This window comes from Nonomuraea sp. 3-1Str (assembly GCF_031570565.1).
Classification (GTDB): Bacteria; Actinomycetota; Actinomycetes; order Streptosporangiales; family Streptosporangiaceae; genus Nonomuraea.
In genome coordinates this window covers 588,480-614,282 of record NZ_JALHBK010000002.1, presented here as the reverse complement: position 1 = coordinate 614,282, position 25,803 = coordinate 588,480, and the positions used below count along the sequence as shown (strand labels likewise).

The following is a 25,803-nucleotide window of genomic DNA, read 5'->3' as shown; positions in this document are numbered from 1 at the left end:
CGGTCCCCGGCCAGGGGCGGTCCATCCGATCGCAGGAGGAGCCATGTCGCAGCCCGACGAGCGGCCGCTCGCCGACCGGCGGGAGAATCCCGAGGTGTACGACGACGCGGACTTCGCCGAGGAGTTCGACCCGTCCCCCACCGACCCGGCCAACCAGCCGGAGCAGGACCCGCACCGCAAGGTCTACGGCGGGTCCGAAGGCTACGACCGGCCCACCGAGGCCTGAGCCTCGCCGGACGCCGAGGTCCCATGGGCTTTCCCCTCGCTCCCGCGAACACGCACCGAATCGACCGGTGAGATCATGAGAACGGGAAAGGCGAGGAAAGTCCACTCGCACACGCGCGCCATGAGGAGCTGCTGAACCACGGCTGGACCAGGGGTTGGATCACGGGCCTCGGGAGAAGGGCCGGTTCCGGCCGGGCCCCGCCGCCCAGCCGGAACCGGCACGCCTGGAGACTCCGGTCGTGACTCAGTGGCCCTGGTGCCCGGCGTGCTGACGGGGCTTGGCCTCCACCCACTCCCTGGCCGTGTCGGCGCGGTCGCGCAGCGCCGTCAGCAGCGTGGCGAGGTTGGCGTGGTCCATGTAGGCGGTCTCCTGGATGGCCGTGGAGTGCGCGGCCAGCTGGTCGGCCAGTGCGCGGATCTCGCTCAGGGACTCCAGGACGTCACGGCTTTCCCGTGGGTTCAGATCGCACATGACTCGAACGTAGGGGCGCCGTCGCGCACCGTACATACACGTGATCGCGCCAAAGACCTACCCGTAAGGACAGGGCTCATCAGGACCGGGCCCGTCAGGACCGGGCGAGTCAGGCGAGGGCGCGGTAGTGGGTGGTGAGCACTCCGTCGTCGTCGAGCACGTGGAAGGCCAGCGACACGGGGGCGTCGTAGTCGACGCAGGTCGCCATGGCGTCCGCGCCCTCCTCCCACGGCAGCACGAGGGCGGAGGCGACGCCCGGCGCGGCCCGCAGGGGGCGCCCCGCGAAGGTCGAGGCGACCGCCATGTGGCAGTGCCCGCACAGGACGGCCGCGACCCTGGGATGCCGGGACACCAGGGCGGCCAGCCGGTCCGGCTCGGCCAGGCCCATGGTGTCGGCCACGGCGTGGCGCAGCGGGATCGGCTGGTGGTGGAAGGCGACGAACACCGGCGCGTCGGCCTCGTCGAGCACGCCTTCGAGCCAGTCGAGTGTCTCTCCGGCCAGCAGGCCGCCGTCCTCCCCGGGGATGGTCGAGTCGCACAGCGCGTAGACGGCCCCCGCGGTCCGGTGCACCTGGTTCACGGGGCCGGTCGTGGGCGGCTCGCCGAGCAGCACCCGGCGGAACTCGGCCCGGTCGTCGTGGTTGCCCGGGCAGAGGAACGTGGGGTGACGCAGGTCCAGCAGCTTGCGCGCCTCCTCGTACTCCTCCGCCCGCCCGTGGTCGGCGATGTCGCCGGTGACCAGCACCGCGTCCAGCTCGTACGGCAGGCGGTCCACGAACTCGGCGACCTTGCGGGTGCGCTCGGCGGCACGCGCGGTCCCGTCGAGATGGGTGTCACTGAGATGCGCGATCACGATCATGACCGGTTTCCTTTCACAGGGATGCACAGGACGCTACCGGCAGGCCGTGACCGTCCTGTAGATCCAGTCACGGTCCGAACCCGAGAGCCAGTTCCGCGTCTACGGACGCTCACCCGGGCGGTCCACGATGCCGGACACCAGCTCGGCCCAGGCGTCCGACTGCCCGGCGGAGCGGATCAGGTCTCCGCCCGCCCGCTCGTCCCGCAGCCACAGCATCCGGTCGCCCAGGTACCGGTACGTGCCGGGCTGCAGGATCAGGTACTGCCGGGCGGCCCAGTGCGGGTCGTCCCGGAAGACGCCCAGCCCCTTGCGCCCGGCGCCGTCCAGGACGTCCGCCTGCACCCCGACGCCGGGGATCAGGGCCAGCGCCCGGTACATCGCGGCCTCCAGCTTCGGCGGCATGAACGCCTGCTGCTGCAGGTAGAGCGACAGCACCCGGAACGCCCGCGCGTCCGGGTCCTCCTGCCCCGCCTCCTCCGTGGGCAGCCGCTGCCAGTGCTCGTCGCCCCGGACCCGGGCCAGCAGCTCGGCCGGGTCTGTCGGGAGCGCGCGCAGCTTGCGGTGGTACTCCTGCGGCGTCAGGTCGTCGTCGCCGGGGTCGGGCTCCTGGTTCTCGACGCGCAGCCGTCCCCACGGGTCGAAGCCCGCCGTCTGGGTTCCGTCGTAGCGGGTCCAGCTCTCCATGACCGTGCCCTTGCCGGGCTCCTCGCCGTGGCCGGTGGACATGGTTCTGCGGTACTGCCACTGGTCGGGCCGCGGCAACGAGCCGGTGGAGCGGGTGGAACGGGTAGAGGCGACGAGCGCCGCCTGTTCGAGCACCACCGACGGGCTCTCGTACCTCGGCGGCTCCGCCGGGCGGGAGGGTCCCTGGCGTTGCACGACGACGACGGCCACGGCCGCCACCATGCACGCGACCGCGGCGACCAGCATGGGCCGCACCCTCGGCACGGACCGTGATCGCAAGCCCAGCCGTGGCCGGAAGGCCCGGCGGGACGCGGACTCCGGCTCGCCACGCGCCTCAGCGAGCAGGCGGGCGCGGGCGGGCGCGAGACGTCCCGCGTCTCCCGCCGGGGCGTCGGAGCGCAGCTCGCGCAGTGTGTCCAGGTCATCCACGGTCCAGCTCCTCCTCGATGGCGGTGGGGTCGCCGCCGAGCGCGGCCCGCGTCCTCTTCCTGGCCCGGTGCAGCCGCGAGCGCACCGTCCCCACGGGGACGCCCAGCGCGGCGGCGGTCTCGTCGTAGCTGAGGTCGGCCCAGGCGACCAGCAGCAGCACGTCCCGCTCGGCCGCCGGCAGCGCCGCGAGCGCCCCCGCCAGCTCACGCTGCGCGGCCGAGGCCGTGACCCGGGCCTCCACCCGGTCGGCGTACGACTCGGCGACCTCGTCCACGCCCGACCGGGCCAGCGCCCGGTAGAACCTGACCTCGCTACGGCGGTGCTTGCCGATGAGGTTGGCCGCGATGCCGTACAGCCAGGGCCGGGCGTCCAGGCGGGTCAGGTCGTAGCGGGCGCGCTGCCGGAAGGCGTCCAGGAACGTGTCGGCGACGATGTCGTCGGCCAGGGCGTCGCCCAACCGGCGCAGGACGTAGCGGTGCAACTCCGGCGCGTGGCGGTCGAACAGCGCCGCGAACGCCTCCGGATCGTCGCGGGAGCGCCGGACGAGCTCCGCGTCGTCGAGATGGTCGGCCATCTGGCGGCTCTCCGTGTCGGGGGTCAAACGTGGCTCCGCTCGGTTCAAGCCTCGCCTGTGCAAGGTGAGGCCCTTGCACGGTGAGGGTCGTCATCCCTACTCACCCGAACCGGCCCGCCGGGTTCTCCCCATGCCTTCCGCCACCGCCGTCATGCCGTTGACTAGGGGCGTTGCCAGGGAATTGCCAGGAACGCTGGGTAGCCTTCAACGGCATGACATGGCAGCGAAGGCTCAACGAGGCGCTCAGGAGGTATGCCGGCGTCCGGTTCGAACGCGTCAGTGCCGCACGACCGGACGGCCCGTCGGACGGCCCGTCCGACGGTGCGGCGGAGACGTCCCCGGAGACTCCCCGGCCCCCCGCGGACCCCGCGCACGACCGGTTGCTGACGGCGCCCGTGTTCATTCTGTCCCCCGTCAGGTCGGGCTCCACCCTGCTGCGCGCGATGCTCGACGCGCACCCCCTGCTGCGCGCGCCGCACGAGCTGCACGTGCGGCGGCTGAGCGTCGGCTACGGCACCTCGCTGGCGCGCAGGGCGATGGAGGAGCTCGGCCACAACCAGGCCGACCTGGAGCACCTGCTGTGGGACCGGGTGCTGCACCGGGAGCTGGCCCGCAGCGGCAAGCGGTACATCGTGGACAAGACTCCCGCCAACGCCTTCGCCTACCAGCGGATCGCCACCTGCTGGCCGGACGCGCGCTTCGTCTTCCTGCTGCGTCACCCCGCCTCCATCGCCTCCTCCTGGTACGAGGCGGGCGCCGGGAAACGCACCCCGGAGGAGGCCGCGGCCGACGCGCTGCGCTACATGAAGGCGGTCCGCCGGGCCCGCAAGGGGCTCGCCGGCCTGACCGTCCGTTACGAGGACCTGACCGCCGACCCGGAGCGGGAGACCAGGGCGATCTGCGCGTTCCTGGACGTGCCGTGGGCGCCCGAGATGCTCTCGTACGGCACGCCCGGCGTGATCAGCAAGGGCCTGGGCGACTGGCAGGACAAGATCCGCTCGGGCACCGTCCAGCCGGGCCGCAACCTGCCCGCCCCCGAGGACGTCCCCGAGCCGTTGAGACCCATGTGCCGCGACTGGGGATACCTGTGAAGATCCGCTACATGCTGCTGCACGCCTACGGGGTGGGCGGGACCATCCGGACGGTGTTCAACCAGGCCGGCGCGATGGCCGCCCTCGGTCACGAGGTGGAGATCGTCAGCGTGGTGCGCCGCCGCGACAACCCCCAGTTCGCCCTCGACCCCCGGGTCCGGCTGGTCCCGCTGGTGGACCAGCGGGCGGAGGTGCCGGCCGACTCGCTGGGCCGCAAGGTGTGGCGGCGGCTGCGCGGCAAGCTGGTGCCGCGCGGCGAGTTCGCCGCCGAGTACTTCACGGAGCGGGTGGAGAAGGCGGTCATCGACCACGTCTCCGGGCTCCACGACGGCATCCTCGTCACCACGCGTCCCGCGTTGAACCTCATCGCCGCCCGCCGCGCGCCCAAGGGCGTCGTCCTCGTGGCGCAGGACCACATGAACCTCCGCGCCTACCCGGAGCCGGTGCGCGCCGACATCGCCCGCCACTACGACCGTTTCGACGCCGTGGTGGTGCTGACCCGGAGCAACCAGCTCGCCTACCGGGAGCTGCTGCCGCGCACGCCGATCGTGCGCATCCCCAACGCGGTCCACCCGGCGGGCCGGACGTCGTCGCAGGAGCACCCTGTCGTGGTCGCGGCCGGCCGGCTGGTCCGGCAGAAGGGGTTCGACCTGCTCATCCCCGCGTTCGGGCAGGCGGCGCGACGGCACCCGGAGTGGCGGCTGCGGATCTTCGGCTCCGGGCCGAAGAAGGAGCGGCTCGCGCAGCTCATCGAGAGCGAGGGCCTGTCCGGGCGGGTCAGGCTCATGGGCCGCACCAGCCGGATGGACGAGGAGCTGGCCGACGCCTCGATCTACGCGCTGTCCTCCCGCTTCGAGGGGCTGCCGATGGTGATGATCGAGGCCATGGGGCACGCGCTGCCGGTCGCGGCGTTCGACTGCCCGACCGGTCCGGGCGACGTGGTCACGCCCGGCGTGGACGGGCTGCTCGTGCCGCCGGAGGACACCGGCGCGCTGGCCGCGGCGCTCGACCGCCTCATGGGCGACCGTGAGCTGCGGCTGCGGATCGGCGAGCGCGCGGCCCGCACCGCCCGCGGCTACGCGCCCGAGGCGGTCATGCCGCTGTGGGAGGACCTGTTCAGCGAGCTGATGGCGCACGAGCCCATCAACGACACCTACTGGACCCGCTGACCCGGCTCGCCGGGCATCACTCGGCCGGCTCCCCTGGTATCACGCGGTCGATGACGAAGCCGCTGACGGGCAGCGCGGGCGCGCGCCAGCGCGGGATGCTCAGGTCCTGCTCCGGCACGACGCCGTACGACATGCGGCGGGTGAGCGCGGTCACCGCCACCTTCATCAGGTCGATGGTGATCCACTCGCCGGGACAGCGGTGGCCGCCGTACGGGTCGCCGCCGCCCTGCGGCACGAAGTCGAAGGCGCCGCCGTCCCACTCGGCGAACCGCTCGGGATGGAACTCCTCCGGCCGGTCCCACAGCCGCGGGTCGTGGTCGATGCCGTGCAGGTCGAGCAGGACGCGCCGGCCCTTCGGGAAGCGGTGGCCGCGCCACTCGAACGGCTCGGCCACCTTCGCGGCGACCATCGGGAAGAACGGGTAGAACCTGCGCACCTCCTGGACGAAGTACTCCAGGTAGGCGTCGTCGCCGGACCGCAGCCGTTCCCGGCAGTCCGGGTTGGCGTGCAGGGCCAGGGCGGCGAACGTGACGAACCGGCCGACGGCCACGATCGGCCGCAGCAGGTTCAGCACCTCCACGGCGGCGACACGCGGGTCGAGCAGCGCGCCGTCCGGGTCGCGGTGCAGCGCGACCGTCTCCAGCGCGGTCCCCGCGAACCGCTCGGGCCGCTCGCGCACCCGCTTGACCAGCTCGGCGATGGCCTTCTCGGCCCTGATCCGGGCCGTGCGGCCCCGCAGGTAACGCGGGCCCGCGGCGGCGGGCGCGTCGATCATCGCAAGGAGCCGCGCGGTCGCGTGCGGGATGCTCCGGCGGTCGAGCCGGACACCCGTCCACGCGCACGCCACCTCGCACAACAGCTCACTGACCTCGTCGAACAGCGTGACGCTCGGCCTGCGCGCCCAATGCTCGATCCGCTCGCCCCAGGCCGCCTCGGCCAGCCCGCGCAGCCGCTCCCGGGCCTCCGGCGTCATGAGCGACATGAACATCGCCTTGCGCGAGCGGTGCGCCCCGCCGTCCAGCGACTGCACCCCGCCCCGGCCGAACAGCGTCAGCAGCAGCCGCCGCGGCGCCGCACCGTGCCGGACGAAGCGCCGCTCGTCGTAGAAGACCTTCGCCGCCTCGGCTCCGGTCATGCATGTGGTCGGCCGCAGCAGCAGCCGCGTGTCGAAGACGTCGGTGCCGAGCTCCCCGGCCCGCTCGGCGATGAACGTGTACGGGTTGAGCCGGAGTGCCGGGGTGTCGTCCACACCCAGGACAGGAGACGCCGACACCTCGGCGCCTGTCCGGGGGCACCGCGTCGGCGGCTCCTGCTCGCGCGAAGGCGACTCCAGAGTGCTCATGGCCAGGCAACTATCCCGGGCCCGGCTCCGGAAACCTCCCTCGTCAGCCCTTGGCGGCGGGCAGGTCGGGGCGCTCGCCGGTCCAGCCGAGGTTCCGGTACGCGGTTCTCTGCCGGAGCACGGTCGGATCGCCGTCCGCAGGGGCGTCAGGCGTCCAGTCCCTCCCCAGGGGGAGGCCGGTCCTCGTGTCCACCACCAGCCGCTCCTCCCCTGCCCCCATGCGGTAGACGACCGCCTGGCCCCTGCGCCCCAGCACATCGGTGACCTCCCCCTCGGCCCGCAGCCCCGGCATGGACGCGAGCAGCCGGTAGGCCGACGCGCGCACCTCGGGCGACGTCGCCACCCGGGCGCACACGATCCGCACGACGCCGTCGCGCAGCTGATCGCCCGACTCGGTGGGCGAGGCCGTCCGCTCGCGGATGCCCGCCTCCAGGTACTCACGCAGCTTCGCCGGTCCGGCGGGGATCGCGGCCAGCTCCTCCCAGGTCGCGAGGCCTTTCACCAGGTCGCCGCCCGACCCCTTCCACTTGCCGCGCAGCTCGGAGACGTGCGGTTGTCCGGGAGCCGCCTCGACCGCCTCACCGGTCGTGGCGCGCCACGAGCCGGGTGATCCCGCCGCGCGCCAGGCGGCCTCGTCGGCGGGGGTGACCGGCTTGGCGCCGAGATACCGGCTGACCTTCCAGCTCTTGTCGCCCGGGCGCCGCGCCAGCCACTGGTCCTCCTCAAGGCCCAGTTCGAAGACGTAGCCCCTCGTCTTGTCGGGCAGCCGCCACCAGGTCACCGTCGTCGTCCGCCAGTAGGCGCCCGCGGCGGGCGCCCCGGCCACCGCGTCGGCGGCGGCGAGCAGCACCTCGCGCGCATCCGCCGTACCCGCCGGAGACGCGACCGGCGTGTCCCTCGCCGTGCTCGCGGCCGAGGGGGGCGTGCCCGGACGGGCCCCGATGACCGGGCCGCCGGGTGCGGCCACGGTCGCCGCCACCAGGATCGTCGCCGCCACGGCGAGCCCCGCCCCCGCGGCGGCCAGCCGTCCTCCGACGCGTCCGGCCGTACGGGACCGGCGGCCGGCGGTGCGTCCCGGGGCCCTCGGAACGAGCCCGTCGTGGACGATCCGCGGCTCGGCGGGCCCCCTGTCCTGCGCCCCGGCGGCGGAGGCGTCCGTCCCGGCGTCGGCGTCGGCGTCGGCGGAATCGCGCGCCAGGGCGGCGAGCAGGCGCGTCCGCCCCTCCATGACGGTGTCCAGCGACGGCTCGGGCGTGCCGAGCAGCGCGCGCACCGCGTCGAGATCGTCCCGGTCGTCCGGCAGGCCGGGGAACGGGTGGCCGTTCAGATCAGGCATCGGTTTCTCCGATCGCGGGGGCGGCACCGCCGAGGGCCGCGCGCAGTCTCTTGCGCACCCGGTTCAGCCTGGAGCCGACGGTGCCGGGCGGGATGTCCAGGGTTTGCGCGACCTCCTCGTAGCTGAGGTCCGCGAGTGCGACGAGGAGCAGCACGTCCCGGTCGCGGTCGGGCAGCCGCCCCAGCTCCGCCGCGAGCCGCCCCCGCGAGCCCGCCGCGAGGAGGCGCGCGGCCACCCGGTCCTCGTGTCCGCCGTCCGCACCGCCCTCGACCGGCACCCGCTGCAACGCCTCCAGCCTGCGCATCTCCTTCCTGCGGTGCTCGGCCACGAGGTTGGTGGCGATCCCGAAGAGCCAGGCGCGCACGACCCCGCGCCCCGGGTCGTACGAGCGGCGCTTGCCGTAGGCCACGAGGAAGGTCTCCGCGGCGAGATCGTCGGCGACCTGCGGGCCGACCCGCCCGGCGACGTACCGGTAGACATCTCCGAAGTAGCGGTCGTAGAGCACCGCGAAGGCGTCGGGGCGCCGCCGCGACTGCTCGATGAGCGCGGCGTCGTCGATTCTCACGGGCACTCCGGAGGGAGCGGTCATCCGGCTGGTGTCCCTTCATCGGGGTTACACCGGTACTCCGTCGAAACGGCGATCCGTCTTCACGCCCGATCTTTTGGGGAGCGTGACTCCTTGGGGGGTTTGTTATCGATAGGGCGGAAGTAGCGCAGGTTGACAAGTAAACTTCGTGCGTCCTCGAAAGAGAAAACGGTGACGCGAGTACATGACGGCAACGTTGACCGACCCCGATGTCGAGACCACGCGGCTCGAAGCTCTGCGCCGCTGCCAGATTCTCGACACGCAGCCTGAGGGGGCGTTCGATCGTGTCGTCGCGCTCGCGGCCCGCGTCCTGGACACGCCGATCGCCTCGGTGACGTTCGTGGACACGGACCGCGTCTGGGTCAAGGCCCAGACCGGCCTGCCGGACGGCCTCCACGAGCTGGGGCGCGATCCCGGCCTGTGCACGTCGGCGATCCTGCGCTCGGACCCGTACGTGGTGAGCGACACTCTCGACGACCCGCTCGCGGGCGACCACCCGCTGGTACGGGGCGAGCCGGGCGTGCGGTTCTACGCCGCCGCGCCGATCGTGACGACCGACGGCCACCGCCTGGGTACCGTCAACGTGATGGACGTCAAGCCGCGCGAGGTCACCGAGGCCGCACTGAGCTCCCTGGCCGACCTGGCCGCTCTGGTGGCGAGCCAGCTGGAGACGCGCCTGTCCGCCCGCTCCGCGGTCACGCTCGAACGCCGGCTGCGCCAGCAGGCCGAGGCGGAGCGCGGGCGGCTGGAGCTGCTGACCTCCACGCTGCGCAAGGTGCTGCTCCCGCCCTCCCCTCCGAAGGTGCCGGGGCTGGACATCGCCACGCACTACCACGTGGCCTCCGCCGACCAGGTGGGCGGCGACTTCTTCGACGTCTTCCGCCTGGACGAGGACAACTGGGCGTTCTTCCTCGGCGACGTGTGCGGCAAGGGCGCCGACGCCGCCGTGGTCACGGCCCTGGCCCGACATACCCTGCGCGCCGCCGCCGTCTACGCGGGCGACCCGGAGGCGGTGCTGGCCAACCTCAACATGGTGCTGATGGACGAGTTCCTGGGCGCCGACCCGTGCTACTGCACGGTCCTGTACGGGGTGCTCACTCCCACCGGCGAGGGCGTGACCGTCAACGTCGCGGGGGGCGGCCATCCCCCGGCGCTGGTCGTCCGCGCCGACGGCTCCGTGGAGGCCCTGCACACCCACGGCGGCATGCTCGTCGGGCTGCTGCCGGAGGCCCGCTTCGCCGTGGCCGGCACCGCCCTCGGCCCCGGCGACGGCCTGCTCCTCTACACCGACGGCCTCACCGAGGCCCGCACACCGGCCGGGCACATGTACGGTGAGGACCGCCTGCGAAACCTGGCCGCGACCCTGGCCGGACAGCCCGCCCAGGCCGTGGTGACGCGGCTGGAGGAGACTCTGTCCGCGTTCGGGCCCGGCCTGACCGACGACACGGCCATCCTGTCCATGACCGTTCCTCCGAGCGTGAAAAGGCACTCACGGTGACCACACCCGTTCAGTTGACGCAGATCTCGGCCGACCCCACCACGGGCACGTGCGTCCTGGCTCTGGTCGGTGAGCTCGACTACATCAGCGCGGCTCAGCTACGGGCCGACATGGAGAGCACCCTCCGGCCCGAGGACCGCCACCTCGTGCTCGACCTGAGCGGGCTGGACTTCTGCGACTCGACCGGCATCCGCCTCTTCCTGGTCTTCCGCAAGCTCACCCTGGAGCGCGGCGGGTCGATCGCGCTGGCCGGCCTGACCAGCCGGCTGGAACGCGTCTTCCACATGACCGGGCTGTCGCAGGCCTTCCACCTCTACCCCGACGCCGACCAGGCCAAGGCCGCCATCACGGCCGGCGCCTGACACGCTCCGGCCGGGAGGCCGGAGCGCGAACATCTCGGAGCGGGCGGAGGGGATATCGTTCACTCATGGTGACCTCCCTCGGACGGCCCTCCGGTCGGCGGATTCCCTGATGTCCCGGCTCGACCTCGCCTGCGAGCACCTTCCCGGCGCCACCGTCATCTCCGTGGGCGGTGAGATCGACTCCACCAACGCCGCCCGCCTGGAGTCGTTCATCGCCGCCTCGCGCCGGGGGCCCGGCGAGCATCTCGTGTTCGACCTGGCCGAGGTGCGCTTCATGGACAGCGCGGGCCTGCGCACCCTGCTCAACGCCTACCTGTACGCGGAGGACCACGGCGGCGGCGTCCGCCTGGCGGCGTTGCAGTCCATGCCGGCCCGGCTGATCGCGATCACCCGCGTCGGCGACCATCTGCCCGTCCACGCGACGGTCGAGGACGCGCTGACCGCCGTCCTCACCCCGCCGGAGCCCCCGTACCGCCCGGTCAGCGGCGACGGCACGAGCACCGGCGCGGCCTGAGCCGTCCGCCTCCCCGGCTAGGGGCGTCCGCCGACCCCGGTCGTGGTCTCCTTGAGCCGCCCGGCCGGTCCCTCGTCCGGCGCCAGGGGCGCGGTGTCCATCCCGGCGCCCTCGTGCATGCCCTCGACGACCTCCCGCACCGCCTCGGCCGACGAGCGCGCGGGCGTCCAGCCGAGCACCTCCCGCGCCCGGGTCACGTCCATGAGTGGGATCTGCAGCAGCATCTCGAACAGTCCCGGCGCGGCCGGCAGCAGCCGCAGGTGCCAGCCCGCCGCCATCGCCGTCCGGGCCAGCCACGGCGCGACCGTCATCGTCCGGGTGCCGAGCAGCCGGGCCAGGTCCTGCGGGTCGAGCACCGGCTCGGCGGCCAGGTTGAACGGGCCGCTGACCTCCCGGGTGACGGCCAGCCGGTACGCCTGCGCGGCGTCGTCCGCGTGCAGGGCCTGCAGCCGCAGCCCCGGCATGTCGGGCACGAACGGGATCAGCCCCGGCCGTACCAGCCGACGCGGCACGAACGGCCCGCCGAACAGGCGGCGCTGCTCCGTGGCGGACTCCCGCTTGAAGATGAAGCCGGGCCGCATCCGCACCACGCGGATGTCGGGATGGTCGTGCTCGAAGACGTCCAGCACCCGCTCGACATACGCCTTCTCCCGCCCGTACGCGGCGCCCGGCCAGCCGTGCGTGGGCCAGCTCTCGTCCACCGGCCGGTCCTTGGGCCCCGGCGAGTAGGCGCCCACCGAGGAGGCGTACACCAGGGCGGGGACCCCCGCCTCGGCCACGGCGCGGAAGATCCGCATGCTGCCCAGCACGTTGGCCCGCCACGTCACGGTGGCGTCCCTGGTCGGCTGGAACAGCCACTCCAGGTGGACGACCGCGTCGGCGCCCTCGAAGACCGGCGCCAGGTCGTCGGTCACCACGTCGGCCCGCCGCCACTCGACACCCTCGGGACGCCACCCGGGCGCCCTGCGGGCCACGCCCACGATCGACCTCACCCGGTCGTCGGCCCGCAGCGCCTCCACCACGCTGGTGCCCACATTGCCGGTCGCCCCTACCACCACCACTCTCATGCCGCTCCGGCTGCCCCCCGGCCAGGGGCCGAAACCCTACGGCTGGAGCAGCACCTTGATGGCGCCGTCCTGCTTCTTCTGGAAGATCTCGTAGGCGTGCGGCGCCTGCTCCAGCGGCAGCCGGTGGGTGGCCAGGTCCATCACGCCGAGGGGGTCGGCGTCGTCGGTGACCAGCGGCATCAGGTCGTCGATCCAGCGCCTGACGTGGGCCTGCCCCATCCGTAGCGTGACGCCCTTGTCGAACAGGCGGAGCATGGGCAGCGGATCGGCCATGCCGCCGTAGACGCCGATGATCGAGATGACCCCGCAGCGCCGCACGGAGTCGATGGCCTGGTTGAGCGCGGCCAGGCGATCGACGCCCGCCTGCGTCATGAGCGGCGCGGCCACCTTGTCCGGCAGGAGACCGGTGAGCGTCTGCGCCAGCTTGGCGCCGGGCGAGCCGTGCGCCTCCATGCCGACGGCGTCGATGACGGAGTCGGTGCCGCGCCCGGCCGTCAGCCCGCGCACCGCGTCGGGCACGTCGTCCGCATGGCGCGAGTCGATCACCTCGACGCCGTGGCGGCGCGCCATCTCCAGCCGCTCCGGCACCCCGTCCACCGCGATCACCCGGTAGCCCCGGTGGCGCGCGATGCGGGCGCACATCTGCCCGATCGGCCCGAGGCCGAAGACGGTGACGCTGCCGCCCTCGGGCACCTCCGCGTACTCCACGGCCTGCCAGGCGGTGGGCAGCACGTCCGACAGGTAGACGAACCGCTCGTCGGCGGGGCCCTCCGGCACCTTGATCGGGCCGAAGTGGGCCTGCGGCACCCGGAGGTACTCCGCCTGCCCGCCGGGCACCTGCCCGTACAGCTTGGTGTAGCCGAACAGCGCCGCGCCCATGCCGTGCTCGCGTACCTGGGTCGTCTCGCACTGGGCGTACAGCTTCAGGCCGCACATCTGGCAGCGGCCGCAGGAGATGTTGAACGGCACGACCACGCGGTCGCCCGGCCTGATGTGCTCGACGTCGGCGCCCACCTCCTCGACCACGCCCATCGGCTCGTGCCCGAGAATGTCGCCCTGGGTCATGAACGGCCCGAGGACCTCGTACAGGTGCAGGTCGGAACCGCAGATGGCGGTGGTGGTGATCTTGATCACCGCGTCGGTCGGCTCCTTGATCGCCGGATCGGCGACCTCCTCGACCCGCACGTCCCGCTTGCCGTGCCAGGTGACGGCCTTCATGGCTGCTCCTCCCGCCGGTGTCGTGCTCGTGGCGGCCGGCGCCGCCGGACCGGCCCGGCGGCCGGGCGGCTCCGCGCCGCCGACGATGCCGACCGGCGCCTCATACCCTCACCACCGGCGCCAAACGGCTCCGGCCGGACGCGGCCCGTGCTCCGGCCGGAAGCCGCCGTGCGACGGCCCCGGGGTCAGGAGCCGTCGACCTCGCGCAGCATGGCCATGTGGCTCTCCAGGGACGGGAGCGTGGTCCTGGCCAGCGAGACGATCTCGGGGGCGGAGCCCTTCTTGATCTCCCGCTTGGTGGCGGTGATGGCCTGCTTGTGCGCCTGGGCCGTCGCCTTGAGGAAGCGGCTGTCGAACCGGGCGCGCGCGGCCTCCTCCAGCGCGGCGGCCTTCTTCTGCTCGGCGGTGGACAGCTCGGCGGGCAGGTGGACGCCGTGCCTCTCGGCGGCGTGCACGAGCTGGTCGTCCAGGCTGTCGTAGTCCTTGACGAACGTGCCGCCGAGCGACTTGACCACCTCCGTCGAGCCCTTGTCCTGGGCCAGCCTGGCCGCGTGGATCTCGGCCAGACCGCCCATGTGGATCTTCCGCATCCAGGCCCGGTCCTGGCCGGAGGCCTGCGCGGCCGGAGCTGACGCGGACGACGACGCCTCGCTGGAGGCCGCGGAATCGGTGGCGCCGCCACCGCAACCGGCGGATGCGGTTACGGCCAAAGCGGCGAGGAGCAGGCTCAGATGTGAGCGGCGCATGGACATGGAATCCCCACTTGTTTGGAAACGCACTGCGTGTAATTACAAGTAGACACCTTTCGGTCGCGCTCTGTAGTCATGCGCGCAGCGTGTCGCCCGAGTTCTCCCAGCTCAGAGCGCTCTGACGGGTTCACGGCCGAGTTGCGGCCCACCTGGAGCCGCAGGAGTCCCTTTACACACTCCGTGTTCGATGAATAACTACATGTAGTGTGGCCTTGGCGGAAGGGGCCTTCAGTAATGACAGTCGGCTTCACTCACAACCTTGTCGGACCACGCGTTGACCAGCGCTTGACCGGCTTCCTCGAAGCGTGGCGGGCACCGGTGTCCGACCCCGACGTGGTCGCGGCGTACGAGCTGCTGACCGACTTCATCCTCAGCGGCGGCAAGAGGGTGCGACCCCAGCTGTGCTACTGGGGCTGGCGCGGGGCCGGCGGCGACGACTGCGACGAGATCATCAGCGCCGCGGCGGCGCTGGAGCTGTGCCACGCCGGCCTGCTCATCCACGACGACATCATGGACGGCAGCGAGCTGCGCCGCGGCCACGCGACCGTCCACCGGCGCCTGTCCCAGCTCCACTCCGGTCCCGGCGCCGAGACCTTCGGCCAGGCGGGCGGCATCCTGCTCGGCACGCTCAGCCTGGCCTGGGCCGACGCGCTGCTGTCGTCGTGCGGGGTGGAGCCCGGCCGGCTGCGCGTGGCCCACCACCTGTTCGACGCCATGCGCAGCGAGGTCATCAGCGGCCAGTACCTCGACATCCTGGCCCAGCTGCGCTCCGGCGCCACCGTCCCCGAGACCCTCACCGTGATCCGCTACAAGACGGCCAAGTACACCGTGGAGCGCCCGATGCAGATCGGCGGCGCGCTCGCGGGCGCGCCGCCCGAGCTGCTGGAGTCCTACTCCCGCTTCGGCCTGCCGCTCGGCGAGGCGTTCCAGCTCCGCGACGACGTGCTCGGCACGTTCGGCTCCTCCGCGGAGACGGGCAAGTCGGCGCTCGACGACCTGCGCGACGGCAAGCACACCGTGCTGTTCGCGCACGCCGTGCAGCGGGCCACGCCGGCCCAGCGCGCCTACCTGCGCACCTGGCACGGCCACCCTGAGCTGACCGAGGAGCAGGCCGACGAGCTGCGGCAGATCATCGTCGCCACCGGCGCGCTCGCCGAGGTCGAGGACATGATCGTCGAGCGGGTCCGGGAGGCCGACGCCGAGCTGCGGGCCGCCCCCATGACCATTGAGGCGCGCGAGGCCCTGGCCGTCCTGGCCGGGCAGCTCGCGCACCGCGACCGGTAGCGTCCGGCGGCCTCGCGGGGCCGCCCCGCCCGGATCTGGAACGTTCCATCCCCCCGAAGCCGGTTCTCCGGCGTCGTCACCCATGAAGATTGGTGGTGCAGTATGACCGAATCACCCGAGTCGGCCGCTCCCAACGGGCAGAACCAGCAGCTCAGCCTCAGCACCGAGGCCGCCCGTAATCTGGCGACGACCACCAAGACCGTCCCCCAGATGCAGGAGATCACCTCCCGCTGGCTGCTGAAGCTGCTCCCCTGGGTGCAGACCTCCGGCGGCGTCTTCCGGGTGAACCGCCGGCTCACCTACACCTTGGGCGACGGGCGCATCACCTTCACGACGACGGGCGCCGAGGTGCGGGTCATCCCGGCCGAGCTCACCGAGCTGGCGCCGCTGCGCGGCTTCGGCGACATGGAGGTGCTGGAGGCGCTGGCCGCCCGGTTCAGCCAGCGCGAGTACGAAACCGGCCAGGCGATCGTCACCGAGGGCAGCCCCGTCGACCAGCTCGTGCTGATCGCCCACGGCCGGGTCACCAAGAGCGGCCACGGCGCCTACGGCGACGAGCAGGCCCTCGGCGTGCTGGCCGACGGCGACCACCTCGGCGAGCAGCTGCTGACCGAGGCGGGCCGCTTCCCCTTCACCGCCAAGGCCGCCACCACCTGCACCGTGCTCGTGCTCTCCCAGCACGACTTCCAGCAGATCTACGACCAGTCGCCCGAGCTGCGCGAGCACCTCGCGGCCATCCGCGACGTCGAGAGCCGCTCCCGCAACGACTACGGCGAGGCCGCGATCGACATGTCGTCCGGCCACACCGGCGAGCCGACGCTGCCCGGCACGTTCGTCGACTACGACCTCGCCCCGCGCGAGTACGAGCTGAGCGTGGCCCAGACCATCCTGCGCGTCCACACCCGCGTCTCCGACCTGTACAACCAGCCGATGAGCCAGCTCGACCAGCAGCTGCGGCTCACCATCGAGGCGCTGCGCGAGCGCCAGGAGCACGAGCTGGTCAACAACCGCGGCTTCGGCCTGCTGCACAACGCCGACTTCTCCCAGCGCATCCGCACCCGCGCCGGCGCGCCCACCCCCGACGACCTCGACGAGCTGCTCGCCAAGGTGTGGAAGGAGCCGGCCTTCTTCCTCGCCCATCCGCAGGCCATCGCCGCGTTCGGCAGGGAGTGCTCCAAGCGCGGCCTGTACCCGCAGGCCGCCGAGGTCGGCGGGCACCGGGTGCCGGCCTGGCGCGGCGTTCCCATCTTCCCGTGCAACAAGATCCCGGTGACCGACACCCGCACCACCTCGATCATGCTCATGCGCACCGGCCAGGAGAGCCAGGGGGTCGTCGGCCTGCACCAGACCGGCATCCCGGACGAGTACCAGCCGGGCCTGTCGGTCCGCTTCATGAACATCAACGAGAAGGCCGTCATCTCCTACCTCGTCACCGCCTACTACTCCGCCGCCGTCCTGGTGCCCGACTCGCTCGCCGTCCTGGAGGACGTCGAGCTCGGGCACGAGCACTAGCAGGTCATCGGTCGGGTCATCAGTCAGGTCATCAGTCAGGTCATCAGGCAGGTCGAGGGATGGGTGCCGGTTTGACGGAGCAGCATCGGGAAGCAGAGCGCCAGAGCCTCGACACGCAGGCGGCGCGGCTGCTGGCCACGACGACCAAGACACCGCCGCAGACCCGCGAGATCACACCTCGCTGGCTGACGCGGGTCCTGCCCTGGGTGGAGGTGGCCGGCGCCGTCTACCGGGTCAACCGCCGGCTCACCTATCCCGTGGGCGGCGGCCGGGTGGGCTTCACCCACGAGGGGGCGCGGGTCAGGGTGATCCCGCCGAGCCTGGCCGAGCTGCCGCCGCTGAGCGGGCTCGGCGACGCCTCCGTCCTGGAGAGGCTCGCCGGCCTGTTCGAGCAGCGCGAGTACGCGCCGGGCGAGTCGATCGCGCGGGCCGGCGAGCCCGCCGGCGGCCTGGTGCTGCTCGCGTCCGGCAAGGCCGCCCGGCTCCAGCCCGGCCCGTACGGCGACGACCTCGTCCGGGCGACGCTGGCGGCCGGCGACCACGCCGGGTTCGAGCGGTCCGGGCCCGACGCCCGCTGGCCGTACACGCTGACGGCCCGCACGCCGTGCACGGTGCTGTACCTGCCGTGGGAGGCGTTCGAGGCGCTGGCCGCCCGGTCGCCGTCGCTGCGGGAGCGGCTCGACCGGCACCGCGCCGACCTGGCCAGGCCGCACAACAAGCACGGCGAGGCGGCCATCGCCGTGGCCGCCGGTCATCGGGGTGAGCCGGTCCTGCCGGGCACGTTCGCCGACTACGACCCCGGCCCGCGCGAGTACGAGCTGAGCGTCTCCCAGGCCGTGCTCCGGGTCCACACCCGGGTCGCCGACCTGTACAGCGAGCCGATGGACCAGACCGAGCAGCAGCTCCGGCTGACCATCGAGACGGTCCTGGAGGCGCAGGAGCGCGCGCTGGTCAACGACCCGGGCTTCGGGCTGCTGCACAACGTGGACCCCCGCCAGCGGATCCCCACGCGCGGCGGCCCGCCCACCCCCGGCGACCTCGACGAGCTGCTCAGCCGCCGCAAGAAGACGCGTTACCTCCTCGCCCACCCCCGGGCGATCGCCGCGTTCGGGCGGCAGTGCAACCACCTCGGTGTCCACCCCGAGCCGGTCACCGTCGAGGGGCGGACGCTGCCGGCCTGGCGCGGGGTGCCGATCCTGCCCTGCGACAAGCTGCCCGTCAGCCAGGCGGGCACGACCGCGATCCTCGCCTTCCGCACCGGGGAGGACGACCAGGGCGTGGTGGGGCTGCGGCAGACCGGCCTGCCGGGCGAGCGCCTGCCCGGGCTGAGCGTCCGGTGCACCGGCATCGACGACCGGGCCATCTCCTCCTATCTGGTCAGCGCCCATTACTCGGCCGCCGTCCTGGTGCCCGACGCGCTCGGCATGCTCACCGACGTCGAGGTTCACGAGCAGAGGTTCACGAGCCAGAACGGAGTGACCCCATGACCGACCAGCCGTTCGAGCTGCCGGACTTCTACCTGCCGTATCCCGCCCGGCTCAACCCGCACCTGGAGGAGGCCCGTCACCACTCCCGGCAGTGGGCGCGCTCCATGGGCATGCTGGAGGGATCCGGCGTCTGGGAGCAGCGCGACCTCGACGCCCACGACTACGCCCTGCTGTGCGCCTACACCCATCCTGACTGCGACGGGCCCGAGCTCAGCCTGATCACCGACTGGTACGTGTGGGTGTTCTTCTTCGACGACCACTTCCTGGAGCTGTTCAAGCGCACCGGCGACCGCCGGGCCGGCAAGGAGCACCTCGACCGGCTGGCCGCGTTCATGCCGCTGGACCTCTCCGACGGCCTGCCCGAGCCGGCCAACCCGGTGGAGGCCGGCCTGGCCGACCTGTGGGCCCGCACGGTGCCCAGCCGCTCGCCGCAGTGGCGCGAGCGGTTCGCCGAGAGCACCCGCAACCTGCTGAACGAGTCGCTCTGGGAGCTGTCCAACATCAACATCGGGCGGGTGCCCAACCCGGTCGAGTACATCGAGATGCGCCGCAAGGTCGGCGGCGCGCCCTGGTCGGCCGGCCTGGTCGAGCACGCGGTGGGGGCCGAGGTCCCGGCGGTCGTCGCGGCCTCCCGGCCCATGAGGGTGCTGCGCGACGCGTTCTCGGACGGCGTCCACCTGCGCAACGACCTGTTCTCCTACCAGCGGGAGGTCGAGGAGGAGGGCGAGCTGAGCAACGGCGTGCTGGTGCTGGAGACGTTCCTCGGCTGCACCACCCAGGAGGCCGCCGACGCGGTCAACGACCTGCTCACCTCGCGGCTCCAGCAGTTCGAGCACACGGTCGCCACCGAGCTGGGCCCGATGTTCGTGGAGCACGGCCTCGACCCGTTGTCCTGCGCCGGCGTGCTCGCGTACGTCAAGGGACTGCAGGACTGGCAGTCGGGCGGCCACGAGTGGCACATGCGCTCCAGCCGCTACATGAACCAGCGTGCCTCCCGCGGCGCCGGGCTCGGCATGCGCTCGGTCGTCGACATCCTCGGCGCCAAACGGTTCCGCTCGCACGCGCATGTCCCCCACCGGCGGGTCGGGCCGTCGGTGATCCCCGAGCTCGCCATGCCGTTCGAGCCCCGCCTGTCGCCCCACCTCGGCTCCGCCCGGGTCAACGTCGTGACCTGGGCGCGCGAGATGGGCATCCTCGAAGCGCAGCCGGGCGTGGTCGGCTCGGCCGTGTGGGACGCGGACAAGCTGGTCGACTACGACCTGCCGCTGTGCGCGGCGGGCATCCACCCCGACGCCTCACCCGAGCAGCTCGACCTGTCGTCGGCCTGGCTGGCCTGGGGCACCTACGGCGACGACTACTTCCCCGTCGTGTTCGGCCGCACCCGCAACCTGCCCGCCGCCAAGGTGTGCGTCGAGCGGCTGTCGGCGTTCATGCCGCTCGACGGGCCGCCGCTCACGGAGCCGGTGAACGCGCTCGAACGCAGCCTGGCCGACCTGTGGGCCCGCACGGCCGGGCCGATGCGGCCGCCGGCGCGCCGCAGGTTCCGCGGGGCCATCGAGGACATGGTCCAGAGCTGGCTGTGGGAGCTGGCCAACCAGATCGCCAACCGGGTGCCCGACCCCGTCGACTACGTGGAGATGCGGCGGATGACGTTCGGCTCGGAGCTCACGATGAGCCTGTGCCGCCTGGCCCACGGCGACCGGGTGCCGCCGGAGATCTACACGAGCGGGCCGATGCGGTCGCTGGAGAACTCCGCCATGGACTACGCGGCGCTGCTCAACGACGTGTTCTCGTACCAGAAGGAGATCGAGTTCGAGGGCGAGACGCACAACGTCGTCCTGGTCACGGAGACCTTCTTCGGCTGCGGCTACCCCGAGGCGCTCGGCATCGCCGCCGACCTCGTCAATTCCCGGATGCGGCAGTTCCAGCACGTCGCCGAGCACGAGCTGCCGGTGCTGTACGACGACGCCGAGCTGGGCGAGGAGGCGCGTGAGGTGCTGCGCGGGTATGTGAGGGACCTGGAGAACTGGATGTCGGGCATCCTCGTGTGGCATCGCGACTGCCGCCGCTACGACGAGGGCTCCCTGCGCCGCCACCACCAGCCGCCCCGGTGGCGGCTGGCCGGGCCCACGGGCCTCGGCACCTCGGCCGCGATGATGTGGGGCTCGGCGGTCTAGTGCGCTCAGGGCGCGGTCTGCGGCGTGGCGCTGTCCGGCTCGGGGTTCAGCTCGTAGAACCAGCCGATCAGGCGCAGCAGCCGCTGCTGGTACGGCGTGACGTTGCGCAGGCGCACCCAGCGCTGCGACGCGGGCAGCGCCGGCATGAGCAGCGCCCGCAGGCCCGCCAGGTCGATGAAGGTGATGCGGCTGGTGTCGACGGTCACGTGCCCGCCGGCGACGCGGCAGCCGGCCAGCACCCGGGACAGCGCCTCGCAGTTGCTCACGTCGATCTCGCCGACGACGGCGAGCAGAGGGTCCGCTGTCCCGAGCGGGAAGCCGAGATGGTGGGGTGTCTTCCGCGGATCCCGTGCGGGTCCTCGCAGGGAGATCCGGACGAGCCGGTCCGCGTACAGCAACCGCTCGCTCATGTCCGTGTCACCGCTCATCGGCCGCGCACCCCCATCTCCTTGAGCGTGGGGGTCGTGTCCGGCCCCTGCGCACAGGGGGACGGACCGGCGTCGCGTCTCCGCCGATCCGGAACCAGATTACACGAAATGTCTTTCGTTAAGTGATATCCATGATAAAGAGGCGGTATGCCTGTGGGGTATGAGCGGACCCGGAGCTCTGCGGGTCCGTCCTCTGCTGTCTACCCGTTCCACGGCGCCTGAAGTGTTCCCGTCTCACGGCGAGTCACCTGTGCCTGTCTCACGGCGAGTGACCTGTGCCGTTTCACGGCGAGTGACCTGTGCCGTTTCACGGCGAGTGACCTGTGCCGTTTCACGGCGATGTCCGCCGGCTGGGGCGTGGGCTCCCTGTACCAGGTCGCCATCTCCCGCCCACGCCTGCCGGCGGATCACGCCATTTCTCTGAGCACCGACTCTTCTGAGGACGGCTTCATGACGGCCTCCTCAGCGAATCACGCAGGCCCGACCCTGTCGGTCGTCGTCGCCGTCGCCCTGCTGGCTCGCGAATCCCGGCTCCTACGACCGTCGGTCGTCAACGGCTTCGTGCTCGTGACCGCGCAGCTACCGGCCCGGGTTCACCTGGGAGTGCACTGTCCCACCGGCACCCGTCGTCTCGATCCCGGCGAGCACCGCCGCCATCCGGCCGGCGCTCCCCGCCTTCGAGTCTCTTCGCGTACGAGCCACTCGGGGTGGCCCCACACGGGCGCCGGCCGGCCCCAGGCCGTCTGAGAACGCGGGCCCCCGATCATGCGAGCACGAAGCACATACATCCGGCCGGAGGGGACGGGCCTTACCGTGCCCAGCCGTGCTTACCCGTGCTTACCCCTGGTTCCCCGTGGTTCAGCAGGGGGCGAGCACGGAGGTGGACGACGCCTGGTGGTTGTTCAGCACGCCGACGTTGACCTTGTGCAGCTGGCCGACGTTCAGAACGTTGATGTTCTTGACCGAGTCGTTGGCCACGTCGTTCAGCAGAACGAGGTCGTTGGCCGCGGCCCACTGGCTGGCGACCTGGGTGCCGGTGTTCGCCACGCCGGCCGGCACGTAGCTGGTCGAGCTGGTGGCGGTGGAGCTCGTGGCCGTGGAGCTCGTGGCCGTGGAGCTCGTGGTGTGGTTGGTGGTGCACTGCGTCGTGCAGCTGGTGCACTGCGTGGTGGTGGTGGTCGTGACGACCTTCGTGGCGCAGGGAAGCGCGATGACCGGCTTGGGGGCGCAGTCGGTCGCGACGGTCGGCTTGGGGGTGCAGTACGTGCTGGTGCCGCTGTCCGCGTAGGCGCTCACGGTTGAGAGGCCGAAGACGGCACCGGCGAGGGCTGCACCGACGAGAATGCGACGCATCATTTCGAGTTCTCCTTCGTGGGAATCAGCGCGGAAGGGGATGCGCTTCATCTGAATCGCTCTCTCACAGGACTGGAAGAGGCCGGATAACGATCCCGCGCCATGGCGGTTCACCGCAACTCGAATTCGCTAAGCCCAAGTCAAATGCAACCCTCAATTGCTTGGCGCTTGATTATGCGTCGCCCGGATATGCCCCGATATTCGGGGTTCAACGGATTGCTATGAGGCGTTATTGACGGGCTTATCTTGATATGCCCCAACCGATTTGTCCTGACGCCCAGGCCGGCGCGATCCGTCTCTCGGGGTACTGGTGCGGCGCCGGCCGTGCGCCCGGTCCTCAGCGACCTCGACCAGCCACCTTGGTCACCTCGGCCGGCCGCCACCACCTCGGCGACACCCGCCGGCCGTTTCGGGCCGGCTCGGAGGAGGCGGTGGGCAAGGGGTGGCCCGGGAAGCGTCACGGCGCGTGGCATGAGGATGCGGGCCGCCACGAAGGGTCGGAAGGCATGCGACGCGACGGCGCGAAACGGAACGCAGCGCTGCAGGAAGCGGCGCTCCAGGACACAGCCGAGCGGACCGGGATGACGCCGACGGACCGGGATGACGCCGGGCCCGAGGGCGGCCGGAAGCAAGGGGCGTCACGACTCGGGAGAAGCGGAGTTTGCCCGGGAGACGCGCGTCCGAGGGCGCACAGACGTATGGCGTGCAGACCTGAGGAGCCCAGGCGAGGTGGCGCAGACCAGAGACGCGCAGACCGAAGGGCGCGGCCGAAGGCGCAGAAGGACGGACGAACCAGACCTGCAGCAAGCGGCCCATGAGGCGCAGGGGTGGGAGCCCTGAAGTGGAAGGGACCGGTGCGGGGAGGGACCGGCGCAGGGAGGAGCCCGGCGCGGGGAGGGTGGTCGGTGCGGGGAGGACCGGCGCGGGGAGAGTGGTCGCGGGGGAATGCGGATGGGGGGTAGGTGTGGCGTAGCGGGCGGCGGCGGCCCGGGGCGTGCCGCTTGGAAGCGTACGTCCCGGGCCGTCGGCACATCAGGCCCAGCCGGCGCGTCAGGCGCGGCGGGCTCGACCGGACTGACCGGCTCGACCGGCCTGGCTGGTTCGGTGGGCCGGGTGGATCCCGTGTATCGGTTGGATCGTGTGGTCCCGTGGGGAGCCACGGGCGTTGTCGAGGGCGCTGGGTCGCGCGGGGATGGCGGCCGCCGGCCGACCGGCGCGGAGCCGGAGGGCTGGCGAGGGAACCGCGGGCCGGCGCCTCGCGACAGTGCGTCAGCCGTTGTTGAGGACCGCGACGTCGACCTGGTCGAGCTGGCCGATGTTGAGCACGTTCACGTCCTTGACGGAGTCGTTGAGCACGCCGTTCAGCACGGTGGCGTTGTTCAGGGCGCTCCACTGGCTCAGCCAGCTCTGGCCGCTGTTGTACGGGTTGGAGTCGGCCGAGGCGGCGGCGGCGGAGAAACCGAGCGCGATGCCCGCGATGGCAGCACCGGCGAGAATACGACGGATCATGTTTGTTTCCTCCATTGATCGGCGCGGAAATCACCAGCGCCATAGTCGTTTGTGCAGGGCGGTGAAGGTGCCGTCAATAACGATCCCGGCACCGGGCGGGTGCCGCAACCCAAGAACGCCTCCTGGCGGTCAAGGAGCCGCCTCGTTTTCTTGGCACACACGCTTTCCGCGGCACGCGCGAATCACCGGCATATACAGAATGGCACGGCTCCGGGACATCGTTGTTTAAGCACGATCATCCAAAACTTGAGCGCACCATTCGCTCAGGAGGACAACTCGTCGAGAACGGCGGACAGGTGGCGCAATGTCCGCGGGCAGTCCGGCGTGTCCGCTTCGCCCAGTCGAGCCGCCAGGCGCTCGCGAGGCCCTTCTCCACCAGCAGGTCCGCGATCCGCTGCACTCCCCTGCCGGGTCATGCCCAGCACACGGGCGACGCCGGCCACGGGCAGCGGCTCGGGCCGGACAACAGCCTGTCAATCCGTATGCGTGCGAGGATATGTGCATGGCACAGATCGTCGGCGGGGGACGTCCGGTCAACGACGCGGAGCGGCGCGTGATCGCCTATCTGCGCGACCAGGGCCCGGCCGACTGGCTGCTGCTCCACAACGTCGAGGTGCCCCGCGGCGAGGACGTGTTCGAGGTGGACCTGCTGGTCCTGACCGGCCACTCCCTGGTGGTCGTCGACGTCAAGGGCACCCGTGGCCGCATCCAGGTGTCGGGCCCGCGGTGGTTCCCGCCGCGCCGGGAGGCGTACGGCTCGCCGGTGACGAAGCTGAGGGGCACCGCGCGAGCGCTCAAGGGCCTGCTGGTCTCCCGCGCCACCCAGCTCGAACGTGTCTACGTCGACAGCCTCGTGGTGCTCACCTCGCCCGACGCTGAGCTGATCGATCCCACCGGGCGCGACGCGGCCCACGTCACCGACCTGAACGGCCTGGTGCCGATGCTGGCCGACGCGTCGCGGGTCAAGCGCGGGTGCAGCCCCGACGCCCGGCCGTACCTGAGCGCGATCCTCGACGCGCTCCACCAGACCGTACGGCGGAGCACCGCGCCCCCCAGGTACGGCAACTGGGAGGTCGAGGAGCAGCTCGGCGGCGACACCAGGGTCACCGAGTACCGCGCGTTCAACGCGACGTTGCCCGGCAGCGAGACCGTGCTGCTGCGCGTCTACCAGGCCGATCCCCTCGCCGACGAGGCCGCGCGGGCCGCCGAGCGGCAGCGCATCGCCAACGCCTACCAGTCGCTGGCCCGGATCCCGCCCCACCCCTGCGTGGTCCGCTCGCGCGACTTCTTCGCCATCGACGACGAGAGCCGGTTCGTGCTGGTGCTCGACGACGTCCACGGCGAGGCGCTGCACCTGAGCCCGGGCCGGGGCGCCGGGTCGCCGTTCGTGATCCAGGACCTGCTGAGCGGCCTGGCGCACGCGCACGCCCACGGCGTCATCCACCGCGCGCTGAGCCCCGCGTGCGTGCTCGTCACCGACGACGGTCACGCCGTGCTGACCGGCTTCGACTACTCCAAGCCCGGCCCGCGCAACTTCACGGTGGCGCACGAGCTGACCAACGTGCTCGACGGCCACTACGTGGCGCCCGAGTGCCAGGACCAGCCCGACCGCATGACGGCCGCCTCCGACGTCTACGCGGCCGGCGTGATCGCCTACCAGCTCCTCACGGGCGGGCTGCCGGCGGGTCCCGACGCCCTGGGCCCGGAGGTGCCGGACGTGGTGCGGCGGATGCTCGACCACTCGCCGGCCAAGCGCCCCTCGGCGGCCGAGGCGCTCGACGCCCTCCGCGGGATCCCGCAGCGATCCCGCCTCAGACGACTGGTCCGCCGCATCGTTCCCGGTTCATGACGATCACCTAGGAGCCGGCCGCCCCGGAG

Annotated in this window: 24 protein-coding genes; 11 read left to right on the top strand and 13 right to left on the bottom strand. The window is 72.1% G+C overall.

Annotated elements, in window-relative coordinates; genetic code table 11:
• Window positions 1–43: 43 nt before the first annotated feature.
• Complete coding sequence (locus MTP10_RS06665; protein ID WP_310708114.1) at window positions 44–226, top strand: hypothetical protein; 183 nt, start codon at window positions 44–46, stop codon at window positions 224–226.
• A gap of 243 nt (window positions 227–469) precedes the next feature.
• On the opposite strand, the gene MTP10_RS06660 is transcribed toward MTP10_RS06665, so the two are convergent.
• The 4 genes from MTP10_RS06660 to MTP10_RS06645 all read right to left on the bottom strand — a co-directional run bounded on the left by MTP10_RS06660 (window position 470) and on the right by MTP10_RS06645 (window position 3,243).
• The gene (locus MTP10_RS06660) at window positions 470–697 is read right to left on the bottom strand and encodes a hypothetical protein (RefSeq protein ID WP_310708113.1); all 228 of its coding nucleotides are present in this window, start codon (window positions 695–697) and stop codon (window positions 470–472) included.
• Between the two features lie 109 nt (window positions 698–806).
• The gene (locus MTP10_RS06655; protein ID WP_310708112.1) at window positions 807–1,556 is read right to left on the bottom strand and encodes a metallophosphoesterase; all 750 of its coding nucleotides are present in this window, start codon (window positions 1,554–1,556) and stop codon (window positions 807–809) included.
• A 99-nt stretch (window positions 1,557–1,655) separates the two neighbouring features.
• A complete protein-coding gene (locus tag MTP10_RS06650; protein ID WP_310708111.1) occupies window positions 1,656–2,669 on the bottom strand; it encodes a CU044_5270 family protein in 1,014 nt (337 codons plus the stop codon).
• Complete coding sequence (locus MTP10_RS06645; protein ID WP_310708168.1) at window positions 2,662–3,243, bottom strand: RNA polymerase sigma factor; 582 nt, start codon at window positions 3,241–3,243, stop codon at window positions 2,662–2,664. Before MTP10_RS06645 ends, MTP10_RS06650 begins: the two co-directional genes overlap by 8 nt.
• A 212-nt stretch (window positions 3,244–3,455) precedes the next feature.
• Here MTP10_RS06645 and MTP10_RS06640 point away from each other — a divergent pair, with 212 nt between their 5' ends.
• Both MTP10_RS06640 and MTP10_RS06635 read left to right on the top strand, forming a co-directional pair.
• Window positions 3,456–4,334, top strand: a complete 879-nt coding sequence (locus MTP10_RS06640) for a sulfotransferase (protein WP_310708110.1) — start codon at window positions 3,456–3,458, stop codon at window positions 4,332–4,334.
• Window positions 4,331–5,503, top strand: coding sequence for a glycosyltransferase family 4 protein (locus tag MTP10_RS06635; RefSeq protein ID WP_310708109.1), 1,173 nt, complete (start codon window positions 4,331–4,333; stop codon window positions 5,501–5,503). Before MTP10_RS06640 ends, MTP10_RS06635 begins: the two co-directional genes overlap by 4 nt.
• 16 nt (window positions 5,504–5,519) lie before the next feature.
• On the opposite strand, the gene MTP10_RS06630 is transcribed toward MTP10_RS06635, so the two are convergent.
• The 3 genes from MTP10_RS06630 to MTP10_RS06620 are packed head-to-tail and all read right to left on the bottom strand — an operon-like array spanning window position 5,520 to window position 8,746.
• A complete protein-coding gene (locus tag MTP10_RS06630) occupies window positions 5,520–6,845 on the bottom strand; it encodes a cytochrome P450 (RefSeq protein ID WP_310708108.1) in 1,326 nt (441 codons plus the stop codon).
• A gap of 43 nt (window positions 6,846–6,888) precedes the next feature.
• Complete coding sequence (locus tag MTP10_RS06625) at window positions 6,889–8,181, bottom strand: hypothetical protein (protein ID WP_310708107.1); 1,293 nt, start codon at window positions 8,179–8,181, stop codon at window positions 6,889–6,891.
• Window positions 8,174–8,746: an RNA polymerase sigma factor gene (locus MTP10_RS06620; RefSeq protein WP_310708106.1), complete on the bottom strand. Its 573-nt coding sequence runs from the start codon at window positions 8,744–8,746 to the stop codon at window positions 8,174–8,176. Before MTP10_RS06620 ends, MTP10_RS06625 begins: the two co-directional genes overlap by 8 nt.
• Before the next feature lie 205 nt (window positions 8,747–8,951).
• On the opposite strand from MTP10_RS06620, the gene MTP10_RS06615 reads away from it, so the two are divergent.
• The 3 genes from MTP10_RS06615 (at window position 8,952) to MTP10_RS06605 (ending at window position 11,141) form a co-directional block, all read left to right on the top strand.
• The gene (locus MTP10_RS06615; protein ID WP_310708105.1) at window positions 8,952–10,265 is read left to right on the top strand and encodes a SpoIIE family protein phosphatase; all 1,314 of its coding nucleotides are present in this window, start codon (window positions 8,952–8,954) and stop codon (window positions 10,263–10,265) included.
• Entirely contained in the window at window positions 10,262–10,627 is a 366-nt protein-coding gene (locus MTP10_RS06610) for an STAS domain-containing protein (protein ID WP_310708104.1), read from the top strand. Before MTP10_RS06615 ends, MTP10_RS06610 begins: the two co-directional genes overlap by 4 nt.
• Before the next feature lie 109 nt (window positions 10,628–10,736).
• Window positions 10,737–11,141: an STAS domain-containing protein gene (locus MTP10_RS06605; protein ID WP_310708103.1), complete on the top strand. Its 405-nt coding sequence runs from the start codon at window positions 10,737–10,739 to the stop codon at window positions 11,139–11,141.
• 17 nt (window positions 11,142–11,158) lie between these two features.
• Here the strand turns inward: MTP10_RS06605 and MTP10_RS06600 are convergent, their stop codons facing one another.
• The 3 genes from MTP10_RS06600 to MTP10_RS06590 form a co-directional block, all read right to left on the bottom strand.
• On the bottom strand, window positions 11,159–12,208 hold the full coding sequence (locus tag MTP10_RS06600; protein ID WP_310708102.1) for an NAD-dependent epimerase/dehydratase family protein: 1,050 nt from the start codon (window positions 12,206–12,208) through the stop codon (window positions 11,159–11,161).
• A gap of 36 nt (window positions 12,209–12,244) precedes the next feature.
• Window positions 12,245–13,426, bottom strand: coding sequence for a zinc-dependent alcohol dehydrogenase (locus tag MTP10_RS06595; protein WP_310708101.1), 1,182 nt, complete (start codon window positions 13,424–13,426; stop codon window positions 12,245–12,247).
• Window positions 13,427–13,611: 185 nt separating this feature from the next.
• Window positions 13,612–14,172: a DUF4142 domain-containing protein gene (locus MTP10_RS06590; RefSeq protein ID WP_310708100.1), complete on the bottom strand. Its 561-nt coding sequence runs from the start codon at window positions 14,170–14,172 to the stop codon at window positions 13,612–13,614.
• Between the two features lie 321 nt (window positions 14,173–14,493).
• On the opposite strand from MTP10_RS06590, the gene MTP10_RS06585 reads away from it, so the two are divergent.
• The 4 genes from MTP10_RS06585 to MTP10_RS06570 all read left to right on the top strand — a co-directional run bounded on the left by MTP10_RS06585 (window position 14,494) and on the right by MTP10_RS06570 (window position 20,635).
• Window positions 14,494–15,459 carry a polyprenyl synthetase family protein gene (locus MTP10_RS06585; RefSeq protein ID WP_310708099.1) on the top strand — a complete coding sequence of 322 codons (966 nt, stop codon included), beginning with the start codon at window positions 14,494–14,496 and terminating at the stop codon, window positions 15,457–15,459.
• Window positions 15,460–15,561: 102 nt separating this feature from the next.
• Window positions 15,562–16,971, top strand: coding sequence for a family 2B encapsulin nanocompartment shell protein (locus MTP10_RS06580; RefSeq protein ID WP_310708098.1), 1,410 nt, complete (start codon window positions 15,562–15,564; stop codon window positions 16,969–16,971).
• 71 nt (window positions 16,972–17,042) lie between these two features.
• On the top strand, window positions 17,043–18,458 hold the full coding sequence (locus MTP10_RS06575; RefSeq protein ID WP_310708097.1) for a family 2B encapsulin nanocompartment shell protein: 1,416 nt from the start codon (window positions 17,043–17,045) through the stop codon (window positions 18,456–18,458).
• Complete coding sequence (locus tag MTP10_RS06570; protein WP_310708096.1) at window positions 18,455–20,635, top strand: terpene synthase family protein; 2,181 nt, start codon at window positions 18,455–18,457, stop codon at window positions 20,633–20,635. The genes MTP10_RS06575 and MTP10_RS06570 overlap by 4 nt, the downstream gene beginning before the upstream one ends.
• Window positions 20,636–20,640: 5 nt before the next feature.
• Here MTP10_RS06570 and MTP10_RS06565 read toward each other — a convergent pair whose 3' ends face one another.
• From MTP10_RS06565 to MTP10_RS06555, 3 genes are all read right to left on the bottom strand, one after another.
• Window positions 20,641–21,063 carry an STAS domain-containing protein gene (locus MTP10_RS06565; RefSeq protein WP_310708095.1) on the bottom strand — a complete coding sequence of 141 codons (423 nt, stop codon included), beginning with the start codon at window positions 21,061–21,063 and terminating at the stop codon, window positions 20,641–20,643.
• Between the two features lie 858 nt (window positions 21,064–21,921).
• Complete coding sequence (locus MTP10_RS06560) at window positions 21,922–22,419, bottom strand: hypothetical protein (RefSeq protein WP_310708094.1); 498 nt, start codon at window positions 22,417–22,419, stop codon at window positions 21,922–21,924.
• Window positions 22,420–23,685: 1,266 nt separating this feature from the next.
• On the bottom strand, window positions 23,686–23,925 hold the full coding sequence (locus tag MTP10_RS06555) for a hypothetical protein (RefSeq protein WP_310708093.1): 240 nt from the start codon (window positions 23,923–23,925) through the stop codon (window positions 23,686–23,688).
• Between the two features lie 502 nt (window positions 23,926–24,427).
• On the opposite strand from MTP10_RS06555, the gene MTP10_RS06550 reads away from it, so the two are divergent.
• On the top strand, window positions 24,428–25,774 hold the full coding sequence (locus MTP10_RS06550; protein ID WP_310708092.1) for a methylation-associated defense system protein kinase MAD6: 1,347 nt from the start codon (window positions 24,428–24,430) through the stop codon (window positions 25,772–25,774).
• Window positions 25,775–25,803: the final 29 nt, after the last annotated feature.